This window comes from Kribbella voronezhensis, assembly GCF_004365175.1.
Lineage (GTDB): Bacteria > Actinomycetota > Actinomycetes > Propionibacteriales > Kribbellaceae > Kribbella > Kribbella voronezhensis.
This window is the reverse complement of sequence record NZ_SOCE01000001.1, coordinates 5,770,345-5,789,279: the sequence shown is the minus strand read 5'-3', so window position 1 is coordinate 5,789,279 and position 18,935 is coordinate 5,770,345. Positions and strand designations below refer to the sequence as shown.

The window sequence follows — 18,935 nt, the reverse complement described above, 5'->3', positions numbered from 1 at the left end:
CACCGGGAGGAGATGATGGGGTGGTGAGCGCACACCGAGACGACGAGGCGGTCCAGCGGTACGCCGAGCAGTTCGGCAACCTGCTGGCCGAGACGGGCTGGCCGCGGATGGCCGCCCGCGTTTTCGCCGCCATCCTGGGCAGCGAGCAGGGCCGGATGACTGCCGCGGACCTGTCCGACCAACTCCAGGCGAGCCCGGCCGCGATCTCCGGGGCGGTCCGCTATCTGCTCCAGATGCGGCTGGCCAGCCGGGAACGCGACCCCGGCAGCCGGCGCGACGTCTACGTGGTCCAGGACGATTTCTGGTACGAGTCGATGATGCGCCAGGACCGCTTCCTGACCCGCTGGGAGGACAGCGTCAAACTGATGCTCGAGGCGGCCGGCACCGGGACCGACACCGCTCGCCGGCTCCGGGCGACGATGGGCTTCCTCGAGTTCATCCAGGCCGAGGTCGACGGGCTGAGCGAGCGCTGGGTCAAGCGCAAGGCCGAGATCGACGCCGAACTCGACGCCGAGTTCGCCGACTAGAGCTCGTAGACGGTGAAGATCGTGCAGTAGACGGGCGGTGACTCCAGGCCCGGGTAGTAGAGCCTGCCCTCTTCGTCAGTGACCTTGAAGTACGCCGTCGACGCGCCCACCTGCGAAGGGGCCTGCAGCCGCATGCGCACCGTCACGACCTCACCCGGTACTGCGTCCGGCAGCCTGGTGCGCGCGGGCGACCGCATCCAGCCGGGCGTCCCGGCGGCGCCTTGCCGCGTCAGCCAGCGATCCTTCCAGACCCGCTCGCCGCTGTTGCGGATCTCCCAGCTCTTCTCGAACTCCTGATCGCGGCAGACCCGGGTGCCGTCCGGCACGGTCTCCCCCACCAGTTCGGCGCGGTCCTCGGGATGATGGTCGGCCGGCACGGACCCGCCGAGCAGGATCGGGTGCAGCACGGACCCGCGCCGGCGCATGTCCCGCAGCGACATGTCCTTGCCGACCCGGACCGCCTCGTCCAACTCGACCGACTGGTTCACCAGCGACTGGCCGGCACCGAACGATTCGTCGTACCACTCGATCAGTTCGCGACTCGGTTTGGTGTGCCCGCGCTCGACGCGGGACAGGTGGCCCTTGTCCCAGCCGGACAGGATGGCGGCGCGGGTGAGCGGCACGCCGGCCGCCTCGCGGAGTTCCCGCATGCGACTGCCGATCACGGAGCGAGCCTGCGCTGGCCTCACGATTTCTCCCGGTGGTCACTCGTTCACAGAGACTACTCGGTTGTCCGTCATAAGTTTTCGTTGCCCACTGCGACAACACGGTGACGCTTTGATTCTCTGTTTCCACTGCCAGATCGCCAAGGACCTGCCCCGGGTCCGACGCCAGTGAAGGGATCTGAACATGCGGACCGCCCTCCTCACCACGATCGCCCGAATCACCACGACCGCGCTGGTAGGTGGCGTCGCCGCCGTCGGCGCCGTCACCCTGCCGGCCAACGCAGCCACCGGCACCGTTGTCACCGACAGCGGGACCGGAGTCGCCATCCGGTCCGGCAACGCGACCACGTTCGGCATCGTCGGCAACCAGCCGAACGGCGCGGTCGAGATCGACTGCCAGATCTACGGCGAGCCCGTCACCGGCAAGTACGGTCGCAGCCTCATCTGGGACCACGTCCCCGGCAAGGGCTTCATCACCGACTCCTACGTCAACACCGGCAGCACCGGCCTGGTGGCGCCGCTGTGCACCAGCAATCCACGCGCTGACAAAGCCATCGCCTGGTACGCCGCCCGCAGCGGCTCGACGGCGTACCAGGGCTACTGCGAGAAGGCCGCCGAGAACTCCTACGGCAAGGACCTCGTCTGGGGGTCGGCCAAGATCGACTGGAACGACGCGGTCTCCCGCGGCGCCGCCCACCCCGGCGACCTGCACCCGCCGAAGGGCGCCCTGGTGTTCTGGGACCTCGCGGCGCCGTACGGCCACGTCGGTCTCGCCAAGGGCGACGGCACCTTCTGGGCGACCAGTGTCAGCGGCGCGATCGGCACCCGCGCACTGCCCTACTTCAACAGCTACCTCGGCTGGGCCTGGCCCAACTTCTGACCCACCGAACCAGGACCCGGTCGCATCCGCCCCTCAAGCGGCCGGGTCCTCCAGCTGTCCCTCGATCCGATCGAGCCAGTCGGCCACCAGCGCCCGGTAGAGCGCGTGGTTCCGTACCGGCAGATCATGATCCGCTTCATCCAGTACTGCGTACGTCGCGCGCGGGTAGTCGTCCAGCAGCGACCAGGCATCCGCATAGCCCGTCATCACGTCCTGTCGCCCGGTGACGATCAGCGTCGGCGCCTCCAGCCGCACGGACAGGTCCCCGGACAACGAGTAGCGAGTGACATCGCCCTGGATCGCACCGAGGAACTCCAGATCGGCCTGTTGTTCGGCGGGATCGTAGTAGGCCTTCTGCTTCTCCAGCAGCGCCGCCTCGTACTCCGGCGACTGGGCCGGCAGGTCGTGCGGCAACTGGCGCTGCGAGCGATCGACGACCACGCCCGGCACCCGGAGCATCAATCCCAAGATGCGCTCAGGGTCCCGGCGGACCAACCCACGGGCATGCAGGCCGCCGGCCGACGTACCGGCGACCGCGAAAGCGGAAGAGCCGATCACACCGTCGATCGCCCGGGCGATCACGTCGAGCATCCCGTCCTGATCCGTGATCCACTCTCGTGACGGGGTCTTGCCGGTCCCCGGTGGGTCGAGGTGGATCCGCCGCCAACCGGGCCGATCGGCGAAGACCGGCTCGTGGACGTCGCGGCCTTCGCCGTTCGCGTTGCCCCAGCCCGGCAGGAAGACGATCGGCCTCCCCTCGCCGAACGACTCGTAGTACACCGGCAGTCCGTCCACGTCGCTGATCACAGCACCGAAAGTACCCACGCCGCACACCCGGTCGGGCGTTGTTATCCCTAGGGCAGAACGGGGACCTCGCCCGAGCCGCGCTGGATCAGAGCGCAGGGCAGGACGATGCGCTGGGGTGCGCGGGTGTCCGCGCCGGAAGCCCGGTCGAGCAGCAGCCGGGCGGCGATCCGGCCGAGCTCCGCGGTGTCGGAGGCAACGACCGTGACGGGGGTCGGCAGCATGTCGGCCATCCGGAAGTCGTCGAAGCCGACCACCGCCGGCTGCCGGTCGACCTCGCGCAGCGCCCGAAGGACGCCCTCGGCAACGAAGTTGGTGGACGCGAACAGGCCGGTCGGCGGATCGGGCTTGTGCATCAGCTCGCGGGTCGCCTTCTCGGCGGCCTCCGCCGTACCTTCCGGCAGCTGGACCACCAGGCTCTCGTCGACCGCGATGCCCGCGCCGCGATGGGCCCGCCGGTAGCCGCGCAACCGTCGCCCGGTCGTGTGGTACGACGGCGCGAGCAGGATCGCGATGCGCCGATGTCCCTGCGCCAGCAGGTGTTCCGTGGCCAATCGGCCGCCGCCCTCGTTGTCGACCGTGACGATGTCGGCGTCGATCCCGTGCGCCGGCCGGTCCACGAAGACGACCGGCACCCCGGCACCGGCAAGGTAGGAATGATCGCCCTGGTCGGGCACGATCATCAGCCCGGCGACCTGCCGGCCGATCAGTTCCTGGATCGCCCGGCGCTCACCTTCGGGGTCCTCGTCGACCGAGCCGAGCACCACCGCGAACCCGTCCTGGCCGGCCACTTCGAGCGCCGCCTTCGCGATCGTCGCGTAGAACGGGTTGGTCAGGTCACCGAGCACCAGGGCGAGGCTGGACGACTTCTTCCCGGGCCGCAGCGCACGGGCCACCTCGTTGCGCTGGAAGCCGAGCTGGTCGATCGCGGCCCGCACCCGCGAGGCGGTCTGCTCGCGCACCCCGGCCCCGCCGTTGACCACCCGGGACACCGTGCCGAGCCCGACCCCGGCCGCCTTGGCGACGTCGATCATCGTCGGGCGGCCGGCTCCCGCTTGCGTTGGAAACGTTTCGGACACAGGGTTGACTTCCCTCTCGCGACACGGCATCGTCACACAACAGTAAGCGTTTGGAAACGTTACCGTCCAGGAGGCAGGATGAATCGTTCCCGAGTCGGGATGAGCCGCAGTGCCGGCTCCGATACACGGGCGGCGTACCTGTTCATCCTGCCGCCGATCATCGGGTTCTCCGTCTTCGTGGCCTATCCGCTGGTGCGGTCGTTCTACCTGGCGCTGACGAAGTACAACGGGCTCACCGATCCGGTCTTCGTCGGCCTGGACAACTTCCGCCGGCTGTTCACCGTCGACCCGGCGTTCTGGCCGTCGCTGAAGGCAACGGGTTATCTGGTCGTGCTGTACGTCCCGCTGTCGCTCGGCCTCGGCCTGGCGCTGGCGATGTTCTGCAACCAGCGCTTCGCCGGTGTCCGGATCGTGCGGACGCTGGCCTATCTACCCGTCGTCCTGCCCGCGATCGCCACCATCACGCTGTGGAAGTTCATCCTCAATCCCCAGGTGGGCCTGGCGAACACGATCCTCGCGAAGCTGCACCTGCCGACGAGTTCCTGGCTGCAGAGCCCGTCGATGTCGATGCCCTCGATCGTGATCGTGATGCTGTGGGGCGTCGGCGGCACGATGATCATCTTCCTCGCCGCCCTGCAGGCCGTCCCGACCGAGCTCTACGAGGCGGCCAAGGTCGACGGTGCCGGACCGTACTCGGTGTTCTTCCGGATCACCCTGCCGATGATCAGCCCGATCATGTTGCTGCAGGTGATCCTGCAGACCACGGCCGCGCTGCAGACCTTCAACCAGCCGAAGATCCTCACCGGCGGTGGCCCGGGCTTCAGCACCAACGTGCTGATGCTCTCGATCTACAACAACGGGTTCTCCAACCTGGGCAGGATTCCGCAGCTCGGTTACGCCTCGGCCCAGGTGTGGGTGCTGTTCCTCCTGATCATCGCCGTGATCGCCCTGACCGCGAAGTTCTCCTCGCTCTGGACGTACAGTGACAACACTCCCGACTGACCCTGCCACCGAGACTCCGCTCGCCCTGGCCGGAGTACTCGACGAGCCGGTCCGCCGGCCGAAGAAGCGCCGCCCGCTCGGTACGGCGTCGTGGTACGCGACCGCGCTCTTCATCTGTGCCGTGATGGTGGTGCCGCTGCTCTGGATGATCGCCATCGGCCTGAAGAGCCGGACCGCCGTGTTCGAGGTGCCGCCGAAGCTGCTCCCGCACGAGTTCCACTGGGGCAACTTCATCAAGGGCCCGCAGGCGATCCACTTCCCGCGGTTGTTGCTCAACTCAACGATCATCACGGCGCTCAGCGTGCTCGGTGGCGTGATGACCGCGATGATGGCCGGTTACGCGCTGGCCCGGTTGCGGTTCCCCGGCCGGAAGATGTGGTTCTACCTGTTCGTCGGCAGCATGCTGCTGCCCGGCGTCGTCGGACTGATCCCGTTGTTCCAGCTGTACAAGAGCATCGGCTGGTACGACACCTGGCTGCCGTTGATCGTGCCGGCCTTCTTCGGCGGCAATCCGCTGTTCATCTTCCTGGCGAGGCAGTACTTCCTGGCCATCCCGTATTCGATCGACGAGGCCGCCAAGATCGACGGCGCCGGCCACTTCCGGATCTTCACCCAAGTGATGCTGCCGCTGACCAAGCCGGCCTGGATCACGATGGCGATCCTCGCCTTCCAGGCCTCGTGGAACGACTTCCTCAATCCGCTGGTCTACCTGTACTCCTCCGACAAATGGCCGTTGTCGGTCGGCATGGCGTCGTTCATCTCCCCGTTCGCGGGGCAGACGCCGGACTGGAGCTACTACATGGCCACGAACCTGCTCTACATGCTGCCGCCGCTGATCCTCTTCTTCGCCGCGCAGCGCTATTTCATCCAGGGCCTCGGCTCGCTCGGCAGCACGACCCAGAAGTGACTCACCCCTGAGGAGCACAGCAGTGAAGAAGCACATCATCGGTACCAGCCTGGTCTGTGCCGGGTTGCTGACGGCAACGGCCGCTTGCGGCGGTTCCGACTCCGGCAGCAAGTCCGACGGCCCGGTCACCGTGACAGTGATGACGTGGGAGTCGGCCCAGACCAACGCCGCGATCGACAAGGCGCTGGCCGGGTTCAAGGACGACAAGATCACCGTCAAGCGGGTGGACACCCCGAGCGGCGGGTACGGCGACAAGCTCGCGTCGCTGACCCAGGCGAAGAAGCTGCCCGACCTGTTCTGGTGCGGCAACGACACCGAGCAGCAGTACACCGCCCAGGGCCTGACGGTGGACTGGGCCAAGCGGATCACCGACGGCGACGGTGACTTCAAGGCGGGCAACTTCGTCGGCTCGGCGATGGAGAACTGGAAGACCGGCGACGGCCAGATGGGCGGCCTGCCGTCCCTGATGAACACCTACGGCATCTGGTACTCCGTCGACGCCTTCAAGGCCGCCGGGATCGCGGAGCCGAAGGCGGGCTGGACCTGGGACGAGATGTACTCCGCCGCGAGCAAACTGGCGAACAAGGGCGGCGCGAAGTACGGGCTGGTCGCGGACAACCTGACCTCGGCGGACGCGCCGTTCTCGATGAGCATGTACTCCGTGTCCGCGGGTGGCGCGCCGTTCACCGACAACGTGAACCACCCGACCAAGGCCGAGGCGGACGACAAGTACGTCGAGGGCGTCACCAAGCTCGCCGCCGCGATCAAGTCCGGCGCGGTCGCCCCGCCCGGGTACGACGCGTCGAACGTGCAGGCGCTGTTCTCGGCGGGCAAGGTGCCGATGATGGTCGGCGGCCAGTGGCTCGCGGCCGGGTTCCAGACCGACAAGCCGAAGATCAAGTACGGGTTCGCCCCGTTCCCGCAGGTGAACACGCCGACCACCCTGTACGACTCGGTCGGCATCTGCACGCCGAAGTACACGGCGAACGAGGACGCGACGTACAAGGTGCTGCAGTACCTGAACACCAAGGTGTGGGACGCGGTGCTGCCGGCCTCGCCGGTCGCTCCCCCGGCCTACACCCCGGCGCAGGCGAGCTACTTCGACGCGCTCACCAAGGCCGGCCAGTCCACGGTGGTCGACACGGTCAAGGCGGACCTGTCCGCCGAGAAGACGGTCGGCGTCCGGTTCACCACCACGTGGGCCTCGCAGGTGGCCGACCTGACCACCGCGTGGTACCAGCCGATCCTGAGCGGCAAGAAGCCGATCAGCGATCTGCAGACCTACGTCGGCAAGATCAACGACCTGATCAAATCTGCAGGTTGATCCAAGGCTGAGGCCAGGAAAGGCGGGGGGATGGACTGCAGGTTGATCCAAGGCTGAGGCCAGGGAAGGCGGGGGGATGGACTGCAGGTTGATCCAAGGCTGAGGCTAGGGAAGGCGGGGGGACCGCCGGCTGACAAAGGCTGCGGCCGACGACCACGCAGGTCGTCGGCCGCAGTCCTGTTCTAGACCGCTTGCCAGAGCGACAAGGCGAAGCGCTCCTCCGAGTCCGTCCACCAGGCGCCCGGCGTGAAGCCCGCCTTGCCGAGCTCGGCCTCGACGCCGTAGCGGTGGAACTTCGCCGACACCTCCGTGCTCAGCTCCTCGCCCTCGGCGAACTCGATCTCCAACCCGATCTCGGGGATCAGCACCTGCATCGCGCGATCGGCCCGCAGGTGCATCTCGATCCACTCGTTCTCGGCGTCCCAGACCGCGACATGGCTGAACGCGTCCACGTCGAAGTCGGCCCCGAGTTGCCGGTTGAGCACCCGCAGCACGTTCTTGTTGAACTCCGCGGTCACTCCCGCGCTGTCGTCGTACGCCGCCACGAGGGTCGCCGGATCCTTCACGAGATCCGTGCCGAGCAGCAACCACTCCCCCGGCTCCAGCACCTCGCGCACCGACGCGTAGAAGTCGGCGCGCTCGGCCGGCAGCAGGTTCCCGATCGTGCCGCCGAGGAACGCCACCACGCGTGGCGCGTCACCGGGCAGCTTGTCGAGGTGCTCGGTGAAGTCGCCGACCGCGCCGTGCACCACGAGTCCCGGATAGTCGGCGGTGATCGCGGCCGCCGCCTCGCGCAGCGCCGACTCGGACACGTCCAGTGGGACGAACGTCGTCAGCGTGCCGTGATCACGCAGCCCGCTGAGCAGCAGCCGCGTCTTCTCCGACGAGCCGGAGCCGAGCTCGACCAGGGTCTTCGCGCCGGTCAGCTCGGCGATCTCGCCCGCGCGGGCGTCGAGGATCTCCCGCTCGGCCCGGGTCGGGTAGTACTCCGGCAGCCGGGTGATCTCCTCGAACAACTCGCTGCCACGCGCATCGTAGAACCACTTCGGCGCCAGCCACTTGGGCTCGGCGGTCAGCCCGGCCCGGGCGTCCTCCCGCAGCGCGCGGGAGGCGTAGTCGGGGGTCAGATGAACATCGATCTCGGGGTCGATGAGGGTCACTCTCGTCCTTCCATCGGAAGCTCCACCGGTCGGGGAGCCAAGGGGGTGATCGCCAGTGAGTTCTTGGTTGCCACTAGCAACGATTGGTCGGGGATCTCTTCCCAGCCGTCGCCGTCTTGCCACGGCTCGGAGCTGACGGCAACGGATTCCGCCGTACGCCGGACCCACAGCGAGTGGGTCCACGTGGTCGCGACGATCTGGTCGCCGTCGGTCAGCAGCACGTTCAGCCGGGAGCCCGGTGCGGCTTCGGCCACCTCTCGCACCACCGACGCGACTGCCTCGGCAGCAGGCGCACCGGCGTAAAGGCGGTCCTGGATCAGGGACCACAGGAGTGCCGAGTCCATCGGGGCGTCGAGGGTGAGCAGCTCGGAGACCGGCAGCGCCTCGGCGAGTTTGGAGACCGAGCCGGGCCAACCGGTGATCAGCCCGTTGTGGCTGAACAACCACTGGTCCCGGACGAACGGCGCCGCGGCCGCCTCGTTCAGTGGCGACCCGACCGTCCCGTTCCGTACTGCGGCCAGCACCGCACCGGATCGGATCGAGCCGGCCAGCCCGGGCAACGACTCATCGGCCCAGATCGGAACGCCCCGCCGATACCGGACAGGAGCACCGTCCACGTACCAGCCGAGGCCGAAGCCGTCCGCGTTGACCGAGCCACCACCACGCATGTCGGCCGGCTCCCAGCTCTGCCGGTACAGCGAATGCGGTGGCTCCAGGACCAGCGATGCCAGCGTCACCGGAGGGCCGAGATACGCCAGGTGCCGGCACACTAGCCGAGCTCCGACGGCAGCGGGTCGCGGGCACAGCGGAACCCGGCGAAGATCTGCCGGCGGATCGGGTAGTCCCAGTTCCGGAAGGTGCCTCGGGCAACCACCTCGTCGGTGCCGAACGAACCGCCGCGGAGCATCTTGTAGTCGCTGCCGAAGAAGACCAGCGAATACTCGTCGTACGGGAACGCGCGGAAGCCCGGGTACGGCTTGAAGTCGCTGCTGGTCCACTCCCACACGTCACCGATCAACTGCTCGACCCCGAGCGGCGAGGCACCGGCCGGGTACGCACCGATCGGCGCCGGCCGCAGATGCCGCTGGCCGAGGTTCGCGTGCTGCGGCCCGGGACTCTCGTCACCCCACGGGAACCGCCTGGTCCGGCCGGTCGCGGGGTCGAAGCGGGCGGCGAACTCCCATTCCTCCTCGGTCGGCAGCCGCTTGCCCGCCCAGGCCGCATACGCCTCGGCCTCGTAGAAACAGACGTGCATCACCGGCTCGTCCAGCGGCAGCAGCTCGCGGTGACCGAACCTGGTCCGCATCCAGTTGCCGTCGACCTGCTCCCAGAACCGCGGCGCGACCAGCGACGCCTTCTGCACGTGCGCCCAACCGGCCTCGGACCACCACTGGGGATCGCCGTACCCACCGCCCGTCACGAAGCGGAGGTAGTCGCCGTTGCTCACCGGCGCGGTGTCGATCACGTACGGCGCGACGTGCACCGGGTGCGCCGGTCGCTCGTTGTCCAGCGCCCACGGCTCGACCGACGTCCCCATCTCGAAGACACCGCCCGGCACCAGCACCTCGGACCGGGCCAACCGCCGGCCCGCCGGTGGCGCCGGCGCGTCCAGCACTGGCACGCCGGACCGCAGCTGGTGGGTCGCCAGCATCGTCTCGTCGTGTTGCTGCTCGTGTTGCACGATCATGCCGAAGGCGAACGCGTTCTCGACCAGCTCCCGGTCGCCGCCGAACTTCACGTGGTCGAGCACGTCCAGCACCTTGTCCCGCACCTCCACCACATAGGCCCGGGTCTCGCTCGGCCCGAGCAGCGGCAGCGACGGCCGGTCGGCCCGGGCGTGCATGAACGCGTCGTACAGCTCGTCGATGTCCTGCCGGACCGGCTCGCGGCCGCCGACGTCGCGGACCAGCCAGAGCTCTTCCTGGTTGCCGATGTGGGCGTAGTCCCAGACCAGTGGCGACATCAGTTTCGAGTGCTGCCGGACCAGGTCGTCGGTGTCGACCGCGTCGGTCAGCTGCACGGTCCGCGACCGCGAGCGGTCGAGCTGCTCGGCGACGAAGGCGCGCAGGCCCTCCTCGGTCAGGTCGGACAGTTGGTGGGTCATGAGGCTCGCCTTCTCTGGGTGTCGTCGACGATGCGGTTCAGCCGGGTTGCGACTTCACCGAGCAGTTCGGACCCGAGGCCGGTCCGGTCCAGTACTTCGAGGCCGAGGTCGACCACGTCCCGCGCGGCCTGCAGGACCGACTTGTCGTCGAGTCCTTCCCGGGCGGCGGGGAACCAGCGCCCGGCCGCCGGCTCGGCGGCGGCCATCGCCCGGTCGATCACGCCGGCGTCGGACATCAACGCCGTCAGCAGCACGGTCGGGGTGATCCATCCGTCGCCCGGCTGGGCGTCCAGGTAGCGCACCTCGAGATACCCGCGCGGCCGGACCGGCGGGAACAGGGTGGACAAGTGGTAATCGAGATCCGCGTACGTCGGGCTGTCGCCGGGCAGGGCCCCGTCCGCCCAGGCACCGAAGGTCAGGCCGGCCGGCGCGTCCCAGTTGTCGCCACGGCGCAGGCAGAGCACCGGGGCTTCCATCGCCATCCGCGCCCAGGCCGCGGCCGGGTCGCCGTCCAGCGGCGGCGGCTCGGTGAACGGGGCACAGGTGCCGAAGGTCGCCTCCGTCCGGGCGGAGGCCCAGCCGGTGTCGTCACCGGTCCGGCGCCGGGAGTTGGCGAACATCGCCACCAGGGTCGGGCCGAGATCGTGCAGGGCCCGCCAGCGGCTCGCGGTCTGCTCGGCCTCACCCGCGTCGAGGCAGATCTGCAGTCCGGCGGTGCTGCACATCATCCTCGGGCCGTGCGGGCCCAGCCGGGCGAACGCGCGCTCCATCGCCGCGTAGCGCGGGACGGTCAGGATGCGCCGCGGCGGCCGGAAGGGGTCCAGGCCGTGCTCACCCGGAACCAGGCCGGCGGTCGCCAGCAAGCAGGTCAGTTCGGCCGCGTCGGCGGCGGTGTCGTCGATCAGCCTCGCCACTGAAGCTGACGGAGAGCCGGAGATCTCCACCTGGCCACCCGGCTCCACCGTGACCAGAGCACCCCGGCCGAGCGGCAGCTGCGGACTGCCGGGGACCAGGGTGGCGGGCGCGTGCGCGCCCAGGGCCTTGCTCAGTTGTGTTGCGTCGAGTGGTCGGTACGGATCGTCCGCGTGATGCACCGTCCACTCCAGCTCAACGCCCTGCAGCTGGGGAGGACCGTGCTTGAAGCACACCATTTCGACGTAACCCTCGGCCGCCACGCGGGAGCCGATCGGGGTCGTCGCCGGGGTACCACCAGGCTCCGTCACGTCATCGAACCTAACCGCGGCCCTGGACGCGGACAACCGACAGCGGGTTACCCGTCGATGACGTGGACGGCGGCGCGGCGGCCGCCCGACACTGTGTCAGATTCATGATCGACATAGTGCCGGGCGGCACCGACAATATTCCGCGGCAGTCTCAGCTCGGGCTCAGGACGGGTACTTCACGCTCCCGCCCCAGTCGTTCTTGTGCCAGCCGTCCTGCGGCGTCCACCACCAGTGGTAGAGGGTGCCGGTTGCGCTCTGAGCGAAATACTGGTGCTGGTCGGCGAAGGCGAACGCCACCGGGTCGGCGTACACCTCGCCACCGAGGTCCTCCCAGCTCACCTTCGAAGTGCCCTGGTCCCAGAACCAGTGGTAGAGCGTGTTGTTCGGCCCGCGAGCGACGACGTGCTGCTGGGTGCCCGTCTTGAACGCCGACGGCGCTCCGACGAACTTGCCCGGTGCCCCGGTCCACTTGACCTGGTGCAGACCGTCACCGGCGTCCCAGAACCAGTGGAACAGCTGCCCGTCCGCCGCCTGGGTGTAGACGTGCTGCTGGCCGTTCCAGACGAACGTGGCCGGATCGGAGTACGCCTCGCCACCCCAGTCGGCGAAGTGCGGCTCGAACTCACCGAGCGACCACCACCAGTGGTAGAGGTGGTTGTTCGCTCCACGGGCCACCACGTGCAACTGGTTGCCCCAGACAAAGGTCGACGGCGTGCCGACGATCGGACCGGGCGCGCCGCCCCACTTGTCCAGCCGCAGCTGGCCGTCGGCCGGGTCCCACCACCAGTGCTGCAGATCACCCGTCGACGCCCTGGCGAAGATGTGCTGCTGCCCTGACCACACCACTGCTGTCGGGTCGCCTGCCGCGTCTCCACCCCAGTCGCCGTAGTGCGGCGTCGTCTCGCCTTCGATCCACCACCAGTGCAGCAGGTTGCCGCTCTGCCCGCGGGCGACCGCGTGCTGCTGGTTGTTCCAGGCGTAGCCGGTCGTCTTCCCTGCGATCGGACCGCCGCCCCAGTCGGCCGTCTTTAGTCCCGCGGCCGCCGACCAGTCCCAGCGCCGCATCGACCCGGTGGAGCCCGGCGCGAAGATCACCTCGTGGCCGGCACCGCCCGCGTCGTTCCACTGGTACGCCGTGGAGCCCGGTACGACGTCCGGACCGTTCGGGCCCGCGCCGTAGACCTCGATGTCGTCGACGAACTCGCCGGTGCCCTTGTCCGTCCCCGTCTTGGCGAACGTGACCCGGACATAACGGGCGGTCACCGGAGCGAAGCCGACGTCGTACCAGACCTTGGAGGCGCCGTTGACCCAGCTGAGCAGTCCTCGGTCGGTGTAGTTGACGCCGTCCGTGCTGGTGGCGACGGTGAGCAGGTCGGGCCGGTAGTCCGGATACTCCTCGTACGCGTGGATCCTGGCAGTGCCGACCACCTGAGGGTAGCCGAGGTCGATCGCCACGGTCGGTGCCTTGTACTCCCCCTTGGCCAACTCGTAGCCGAAGCTGCGGCCGTCGCCCCAGTCGTCGGCCAGTACGCCGTCCGTCGCCTCCCGGCCGCTGTCGGGGAACCTGGCGGACGGCACACTCGCGACGTACGCCTTCCCACCGGCGATGTTCTGCTGCAGCAACAGGTTGCCGGCCACTTCCAGCTTCTGGAGGTCGTACGGCGTTGTGCTGGTCACCTCGATCCGGATGTACCGAGCCTTGCCGTTGATGCCGATGAAGTCGTCACCGCCGTTGCTCGTGACATTGGCAGCTTCTCCCCAGTTGGTGCCGTTGTAGGAGATCAGCACCCGGTAGTTGCTCGCGTACGTCGTACCCCAGTGCAGGTGGACACCGTCGACCTGAGCCTGCCGGCCGAGATCGGTCTGCACCCACTTCGGGCCCTCGGTCCGCACCTTCGCCAGGTCCTTGGCGACGATCGGCTTGCCGGCCGCGGCGTCCAGCATCAGGGCGCGGACGCGTTGCATGTACGAGACGTCCGGCGAGTACTTGTCGTCGCGCTGGACCAGGCTGGTGGCGAAGTCCTTGGCCAGGCCGGGGTTGGTCTTGCCCAGCTGGTTCAGGACCTCCCAGTCCTCCATGCCGTCCCGCAGCGACTCGTACCGGGTCGAGGCCTCGATCGTGTGGTGCGCCTTGTCGGGGCGAACGATGTAGCCGTCACCCTTCACGTCCTGGTCGTTCATCGCGTACTGCCAGTTGCCGTAGGCCCAGTGCAGGTAGCCGGTGGCGCCACGGCCGTAGGCGAGCCACATCGTCTGCCGCTGGCTCCACTCCGGCTGGTCGATGAACCTGTTCAGGTGGTTCCCGACCGGGATGTTGCAGTTGTAGAACCACAGCGGCTTGCCCTTGGCCCGCTCGGCGTCGTACGTGCCCGGGTCGGCGGTGTAGGTGAACAGGTTCGGGATGACGATGTCGGAGTTGCGCGCGATCAGCGGGCCGGAGCCGTTCACCGAGGTATCGCCGATCTTCACACCCGGGAAGTACTGCCGCAGCTTCGCGGCGATGCCCAGCCAGCCGGCCTCACCCTCGGCTCCGTTCGCCTCGTCACCGACGTGCATCCAGTACATCGACGTCCAGCCCTTGGCGTCGAGGTGTGCCTTGAGTGCCGGGTAGAACTGCGAATACCAGCTGGTTGCCTCCGGGGAGTCCCAGAACAGGTAGTCGGGGATCTGCGACCCGGTGTTCTTCGGGGTGACCTCGATCAGCCACTTGCGCGACGGGTTGCGCTCCGGGCTCTGCGACCCGGCGCCGGTGAAGCCCTCCAGCCGGTTCACCACGCCCTTGTCCATGAACCGCTGCACGACCTGGTCGAAACGGCTGAAGTCGAACGTGTAGTTGCCGGCGGCATCGACCTTGCTGCCGCCGTCGGTGAGCAGGTTGATCAACGGCAGCTGCAGACTGTTCTGCCGGTACTTCTTCATCGTGTCGGCCCAGTTGTCGATCAACTGCCACCAGTCGGCCGAGTACCGGTCGTAGTCGTAGAACAGCTTGACCGTGTCGCCCTTGCCCGGGTCCCACGAGGTAAGGCCGAGGAAATTGGTCCACATCACGTTGGTGAATTCGCTCTGGTTGGCCGGCGGGATCACCACGTTCCGCGCGTTGACCGTGATCGGCACGCTGAGATCGCCGTTGGTCGTCCGGACCGTCGCGCGGCCGGAGTAGACGCCGCCCGCCGCGGTGGCCGGCACGTGCACCCGGACCCAGAGGGCCTGCGTCTGGTTGGCCGGTACGGCGATGCCGGTCTGGTTCAGCAACCGGTCGGGATAGTCGCCGGCACCGGTGCGGACGGTCGGATAGACCGGCTGCGGCGGGTTCCAGCCGAACACCGAGTTGTGGTTCAGGTACTCGTACCCGACCGGGTTGTAGGTGATCTCGCTCGCCGGGATCGCGTCGGAGCCGCCGGTCAACGCTGTGAAGTCCACGCTGTTCACCGTGAACGCCGCCGGCCCGCGGAGCACGATCTGCGCACCTTCGTAGTCGTTCTTCGCCGTGTCCAACTGGATGCCGTCCGCCGCTTCCGGCGATCGCCCGCTGTCCTTGAACACCGAGTTGTACGCCGTCTCCGTCCACACCGAGGGCGGCGCTGCGGCCGTGACCTGAGCCTCAGCACCCGGCGGAACCAGAGCGGCCGCGGTCACCGCCAGCCCGCCCGCCAGTACCGCTCGCAACCATCGCATCGTGAGTCCTCCGACCGTTCGTTGTCCGTGACTGTTGCCGTGCCGGGTGTGTTCTCAGGAGGGGTAGTGGACGCTGCCGCCCCAGTCGTTGCGCTGCCAGCCCTCGGCCGGCGTCCACCACCAGTGCGAGAGCGTCCCCTTCGAGCTCTGCGCGAAGAACTGGAGCTGGTCGTTGAAGGCGAACCCGATCGGATCCGAGAACGCTTCACCGCCCTGGTCCTCGAAGGAGACCTTCGCGGTGCCCTGGTCCCACCACCAGTGGTAGAGGGTGTTGCCGGGTCCGCGGGCGACGACGTGCTGCTGGCCGGCCGTCTTGAACGCTGCGGGCGCTCCGACGAACTTGCCCGGGGCCCCGGTCCACTTCACCTGGTGAAGCCCGTCGGCCGGGTCCCAGAACCAGTGGTAGAGCTGGCCGTCCGCGGCCTGGGTGTAGACGTGCTGCTGGCCGTTCCAGACGAACGTGGCCGGATCGGAGTACGCCTCGCCACCCCAGTCGGCGAAGTGGGGCTCGAACTCACCGAGCGACCACCACCAGTGGTAGAGGTGGTTGTTCACTCCACGGGCCACCACGTGCAACTGGTTGCCCCAGACAAAGGTCGACGGCGTACCGACGATCGGACCGGGCGCGCCACTCCACTTGTCCAGGCGGACCTCGCCGTCTGCGGGGTCCCACCACCAGTGCTGCAGGTCGCCGGCCGACGAGCGCGCGAAGGCGTGCTGTTGCCCGGACCAGACGACTGCCGCCGGGTCACCCGCTGCGTCCCCACCCCAGTCGGCGGTGTGCGCGGCCGACTCGCCCTCGATCCACCACCAGTGCAGGAGCTTTCCGGCCGTACTGCGAGCCAGCGCGTGCTGCTGGTTGAGCCAGCTGAACCCGGTCGTCTTGCCCGCGACCGGCCCACCGCCCCAGTCGTCGCGCTTGACACCCGCGGCGGCACTCCAGTCCCAGCGACCCACGCTGCCGGTGGCAGTCGGGGTAAGAATCACCTCGTGCCCGGCGCGGCCGACATCGGTCCACTGATACCCCGCCGACCCCGGTACCTCGTCGACCGCCTGGCCGGCGCCGTACACCTCGATGTCGTCGACGAACTCGCCGGTGCCCTTCGCCGTACCGGTCTTTGCGAAGGTGACCCGGACGTAGCGGCCCAGCGTCGGCGCGAAGCTGAGGTCGTACCAGAGCCGGGCACCGCTGATCGCGCCCACCTGGCCGACGTTCGCGTAGTTCACCCCGTCCCAACTGGTGGCGACGGTGATCTGGTCCGGTCGGTAGTCCGGGTACTCCTCGTAGGCGTGCACCCGGACGCTGCCGATCGTCTGCAATCCGCCGAGGTCGATCGCGACCGACGGCTCCGCGTGCTGGCCGTTGCTCAGTTCGTAGCCGAACGCGAGCCCGTCACCCCAGTCGTCGGCCAGTACGCCGTCCGTTGCCTCGCGCCCCTTGTCGGGGAACCGCGCGGAGGGCGCCGTGGCCGTGTAGGACTTCCCGCCGGCCAGATTCTGCTGGAGCAGATAGTTGCCCGGCACCTCGAACGTCGGCAGCTCGTACGGCGTATCGCTGGTCACCTCGACCCGGATGTACCGCGTCTTCGCGTTCAGCCCCACGAAGTCGTCGCCGCCGTCGCTGGTGATGTCGGCCGCCTGGGACCAGTCGGTGCCGTTGTAGGAGATCATCACCCGGTACCTGGTCGCGAAGCTCGCACCCCAGCGCAGGTGGACACCGTCGACCTGGCCCTGCCGCCCGAGGTCGACCTGCTCCCGCTTCGGGCTGCTCGTCCGCGCCTTCACCAGGTCCTTGGCGACGACCGGCTTGCCGGCGGCCGCGTCGAGGGTGATGGCCCTGATCCGCTGCAGGTAGGAGACGTCGCGGGAGTACTTCGTACCGTTCAGGCCAACGGTCTTGGCGAGATCCTTGGCCAGCCCCGGATTCGTCTTGCCCAGCTGGTTGAGAACCTCCCAGTCCTCCAGACCGTCCCGCAGTGACTCGTACCGGGTCGAGGCCTCGATCGTGTGGTGTGCCTTGTCGGGACGCACGATGTAGCCGTCGCCCTTGATGTTCTGCAGATCCATGTCGTACTGCCAGTTGTTGTAGGCCCAGTGCAGATAGCCGGTGGCCCCACGGCTGTAGGCGAACCACATCGTCTGCCGTTGCTGCCACTGCGGCTGGTCGATCAGCCTGTTCAGGTACTCACCGCCGAGCCCGGCACAGTTGTAGAGCCACAACTCCTTGCCTTTGGCGTGTTCCGCGTCGAAGGGCGCCGGCCCGTCGGAGTAGATGGTGATGTTCGGGATGACGATGTCGGCGGCCTTGACGAGGTCCCCCGACATCGGGAACACGGTCGCGTCGGCGAGCTTCACGTCCGGCCAGTACTGCCGGATCCGCGCCGCGATCTCGTACCACTGCTGCCCACCGCTGGCGATGTTCGGTTCGTCGCTGACATGGGTCCAGAACTTGTCCTGCCAGCCCTTCTCGGTCAGGTGCTGACGCAGCGCCGGGTAGAACTGCTTGTACCAGTTGTCCGCCTCCGGTGTTCCCCAGTAGACGTAGTCCGGGATCTGCCGGCCGGTCTGCTTCGGGATCACCTCGAGCTTGTACTTCGGGTACTGCGGGTTGAGGTCGGGGTTCCAGGAACCGGCCTGGGTGAAGCCCTCCAGCCGGTTCACCACGCCCTTGTCCAGGAACCGCTGCACCACTTCGTCGAAGCGGCTGAAGTTGAACGTGTAGTTGCCTGCGGCATCGACCTTGGAGCCGCCGTCGGTGAGCAGGTTGATCATCGGCAGCTGCAGGTTGTTCTGCCGGTACTTCTTCATCGTGTCGGCCCAGTTGTCGATCAGCTGCCACCAGTCCGCGGAGTACCGGTCGTAGTCGTAGAACAACTTGACCGTGTCGCCCTTGCCGGGGTCGTACGAGGTGAGACCGAGGAAATTGGTCCACATCACGTTGGTGAACTGGCTCTGGTTGGCCGGCGGGATCACCACGTTCCGCGCGTTGACCGAGATCGGCACGCTCAGGTCGCCGGCCGTCGTCCGGACCGTCGCGCGACCGCGATAGATACCGCCGGCCGCGGTCGCGGGCACGTGCACCCGGACCCACAGCGACTGGGTCTGGTTCGCGGGCACGGCGATGCCGGTCTGGTTCAGCAATCGGTCGGGGAAGTCGCCCGGCGCGGTGCGGATCAGCGGGTAGATGTTGTCGGACGGCTTGTTCAGGTACTGGTAGCCGACCGGGTTGTAGCTGAGCTCACCCGCGGCGATGGAGTCGGCCGGGCCGGTCAGCGCGGTGAAGTCGATGCTGTTGACAGTGAAGGCCTGTGGTCCGCGGACGACGATCTGCGCGCCCTCGTACTCGTTCTTCGCCGTGTCCAGCTCGATGCCGTCCGCTGCCTCCGGCGATCGCCCGCTGTCCTTGAAGACCGAGTTGTACGCCGACTCGGTCCACACCGACGGCACCGCCGTGGCCTGTTCGCCAGCCTGTGCGGCACCCGACTCCGCGAAGGCCACCGTCGGGACCAGGAATGCGGCGGCCGCGGCCACCCGGATCCATCGCATGTCGACCTCCGCTGAGCGACGATGTGTCACCACAGCGTG

14 protein-coding genes are annotated in these 18,935 nt (G+C 68.2%); 5 read left to right on the top strand and 9 right to left on the bottom strand.

The window, feature by feature from the left end; all coding sequences use genetic code 11:
• Positions 1-23 precede the first annotated feature (23 nt).
• A complete protein-coding gene (locus EV138_RS27035) occupies positions 24-527 on the top strand; it encodes a GbsR/MarR family transcriptional regulator (protein ID WP_133981544.1) in 504 nt (167 codons plus the stop codon).
• Here EV138_RS27035 and EV138_RS27030 read toward each other — a convergent pair.
• Complete coding sequence (locus EV138_RS27030) at positions 524-1,192, bottom strand: NBR1-Ig-like domain-containing protein (protein WP_238158374.1); 669 nt, start codon at positions 1,190-1,192, stop codon at positions 524-526. The two genes, EV138_RS27035 and EV138_RS27030, sit on opposite strands and share 4 nt — an antisense overlap.
• A gap of 184 nt (positions 1,193-1,376) precedes the next feature.
• On the opposite strand from EV138_RS27030, the gene EV138_RS27025 reads away from it, so the two are divergent.
• Positions 1,377-2,072, top strand: a complete 696-nt coding sequence (locus EV138_RS27025) for a CHAP domain-containing protein (RefSeq protein ID WP_133981542.1) — start codon at positions 1,377-1,379, stop codon at positions 2,070-2,072.
• 33 nt (positions 2,073-2,105) lie between these two features.
• On the opposite strand, the gene EV138_RS27020 is transcribed toward EV138_RS27025, so the two are convergent.
• Both EV138_RS27020 and EV138_RS27015 read right to left on the bottom strand, forming a co-directional pair.
• Entirely contained in the window at positions 2,106-2,879 is a 774-nt protein-coding gene (locus tag EV138_RS27020) for an alpha/beta fold hydrolase (protein ID WP_133981541.1), read from the bottom strand.
• Between the two features lie 47 nt (positions 2,880-2,926).
• Complete coding sequence (locus tag EV138_RS27015) at positions 2,927-3,955, bottom strand: LacI family DNA-binding transcriptional regulator (protein ID WP_238158373.1); 1,029 nt, start codon at positions 3,953-3,955, stop codon at positions 2,927-2,929.
• A gap of 78 nt (positions 3,956-4,033) precedes the next feature.
• Here EV138_RS27015 and EV138_RS27010 point away from each other — a divergent pair, with 78 nt between their 5' ends.
• From EV138_RS27010 to EV138_RS27000, 3 genes are read left to right on the top strand one after another with little or no spacing between them, the layout of a single operon-like run.
• Positions 4,034-4,957, top strand: a complete 924-nt coding sequence (locus tag EV138_RS27010) for a carbohydrate ABC transporter permease (protein WP_202866835.1) — start codon at positions 4,034-4,036, stop codon at positions 4,955-4,957.
• Complete coding sequence (locus EV138_RS27005; RefSeq protein ID WP_238158372.1) at positions 4,938-5,864, top strand: carbohydrate ABC transporter permease; 927 nt, start codon at positions 4,938-4,940, stop codon at positions 5,862-5,864. Before EV138_RS27010 ends, EV138_RS27005 begins: the two co-directional genes overlap by 20 nt.
• Before the next feature lie 22 nt (positions 5,865-5,886).
• Positions 5,887-7,188, top strand: coding sequence for an ABC transporter substrate-binding protein (locus EV138_RS27000; protein ID WP_238158371.1), 1,302 nt, complete (start codon positions 5,887-5,889; stop codon positions 7,186-7,188).
• Between the two features lie 182 nt (positions 7,189-7,370).
• Here EV138_RS27000 and egtD read toward each other — a convergent pair whose 3' ends face one another.
• From egtD to EV138_RS26970, 6 genes are all read right to left on the bottom strand, one after another.
• Complete coding sequence (egtD, locus tag EV138_RS26995) at positions 7,371-8,348, bottom strand: L-histidine N(alpha)-methyltransferase (protein ID WP_133981540.1); 978 nt, start codon at positions 8,346-8,348, stop codon at positions 7,371-7,373.
• On the bottom strand, positions 8,345-9,118 hold the full coding sequence (gene egtC, locus EV138_RS26990; RefSeq protein ID WP_133981539.1) for an ergothioneine biosynthesis protein EgtC: 774 nt from the start codon (positions 9,116-9,118) through the stop codon (positions 8,345-8,347). Before egtC ends, egtD begins: the two co-directional genes overlap by 4 nt.
• On the bottom strand, positions 9,118-10,452 hold the full coding sequence (gene egtB, locus EV138_RS26985) for an ergothioneine biosynthesis protein EgtB (protein ID WP_133981538.1): 1,335 nt from the start codon (positions 10,450-10,452) through the stop codon (positions 9,118-9,120). Before egtB ends, egtC begins: the two co-directional genes overlap by 1 nt.
• Positions 10,449-11,675 carry a glutamate-cysteine ligase family protein gene (locus tag EV138_RS26980; protein ID WP_133981537.1) on the bottom strand — a complete coding sequence of 409 codons (1,227 nt, stop codon included), beginning with the start codon at positions 11,673-11,675 and terminating at the stop codon, positions 10,449-10,451. Before EV138_RS26980 ends, egtB begins: the two co-directional genes overlap by 4 nt.
• 162 nt (positions 11,676-11,837) lie before the next feature.
• Entirely contained in the window at positions 11,838-15,350 is a 3,513-nt protein-coding gene (locus tag EV138_RS26975) for a glycoside hydrolase domain-containing protein (RefSeq protein WP_133981536.1), read from the bottom strand.
• Between the two features lie 54 nt (positions 15,351-15,404).
• Positions 15,405-18,896: a glycoside hydrolase domain-containing protein gene (locus tag EV138_RS26970; RefSeq protein WP_133981535.1), complete on the bottom strand. Its 3,492-nt coding sequence runs from the start codon at positions 18,894-18,896 to the stop codon at positions 15,405-15,407.
• Between the last annotated feature and the right edge of the window lie 39 nt (positions 18,897-18,935).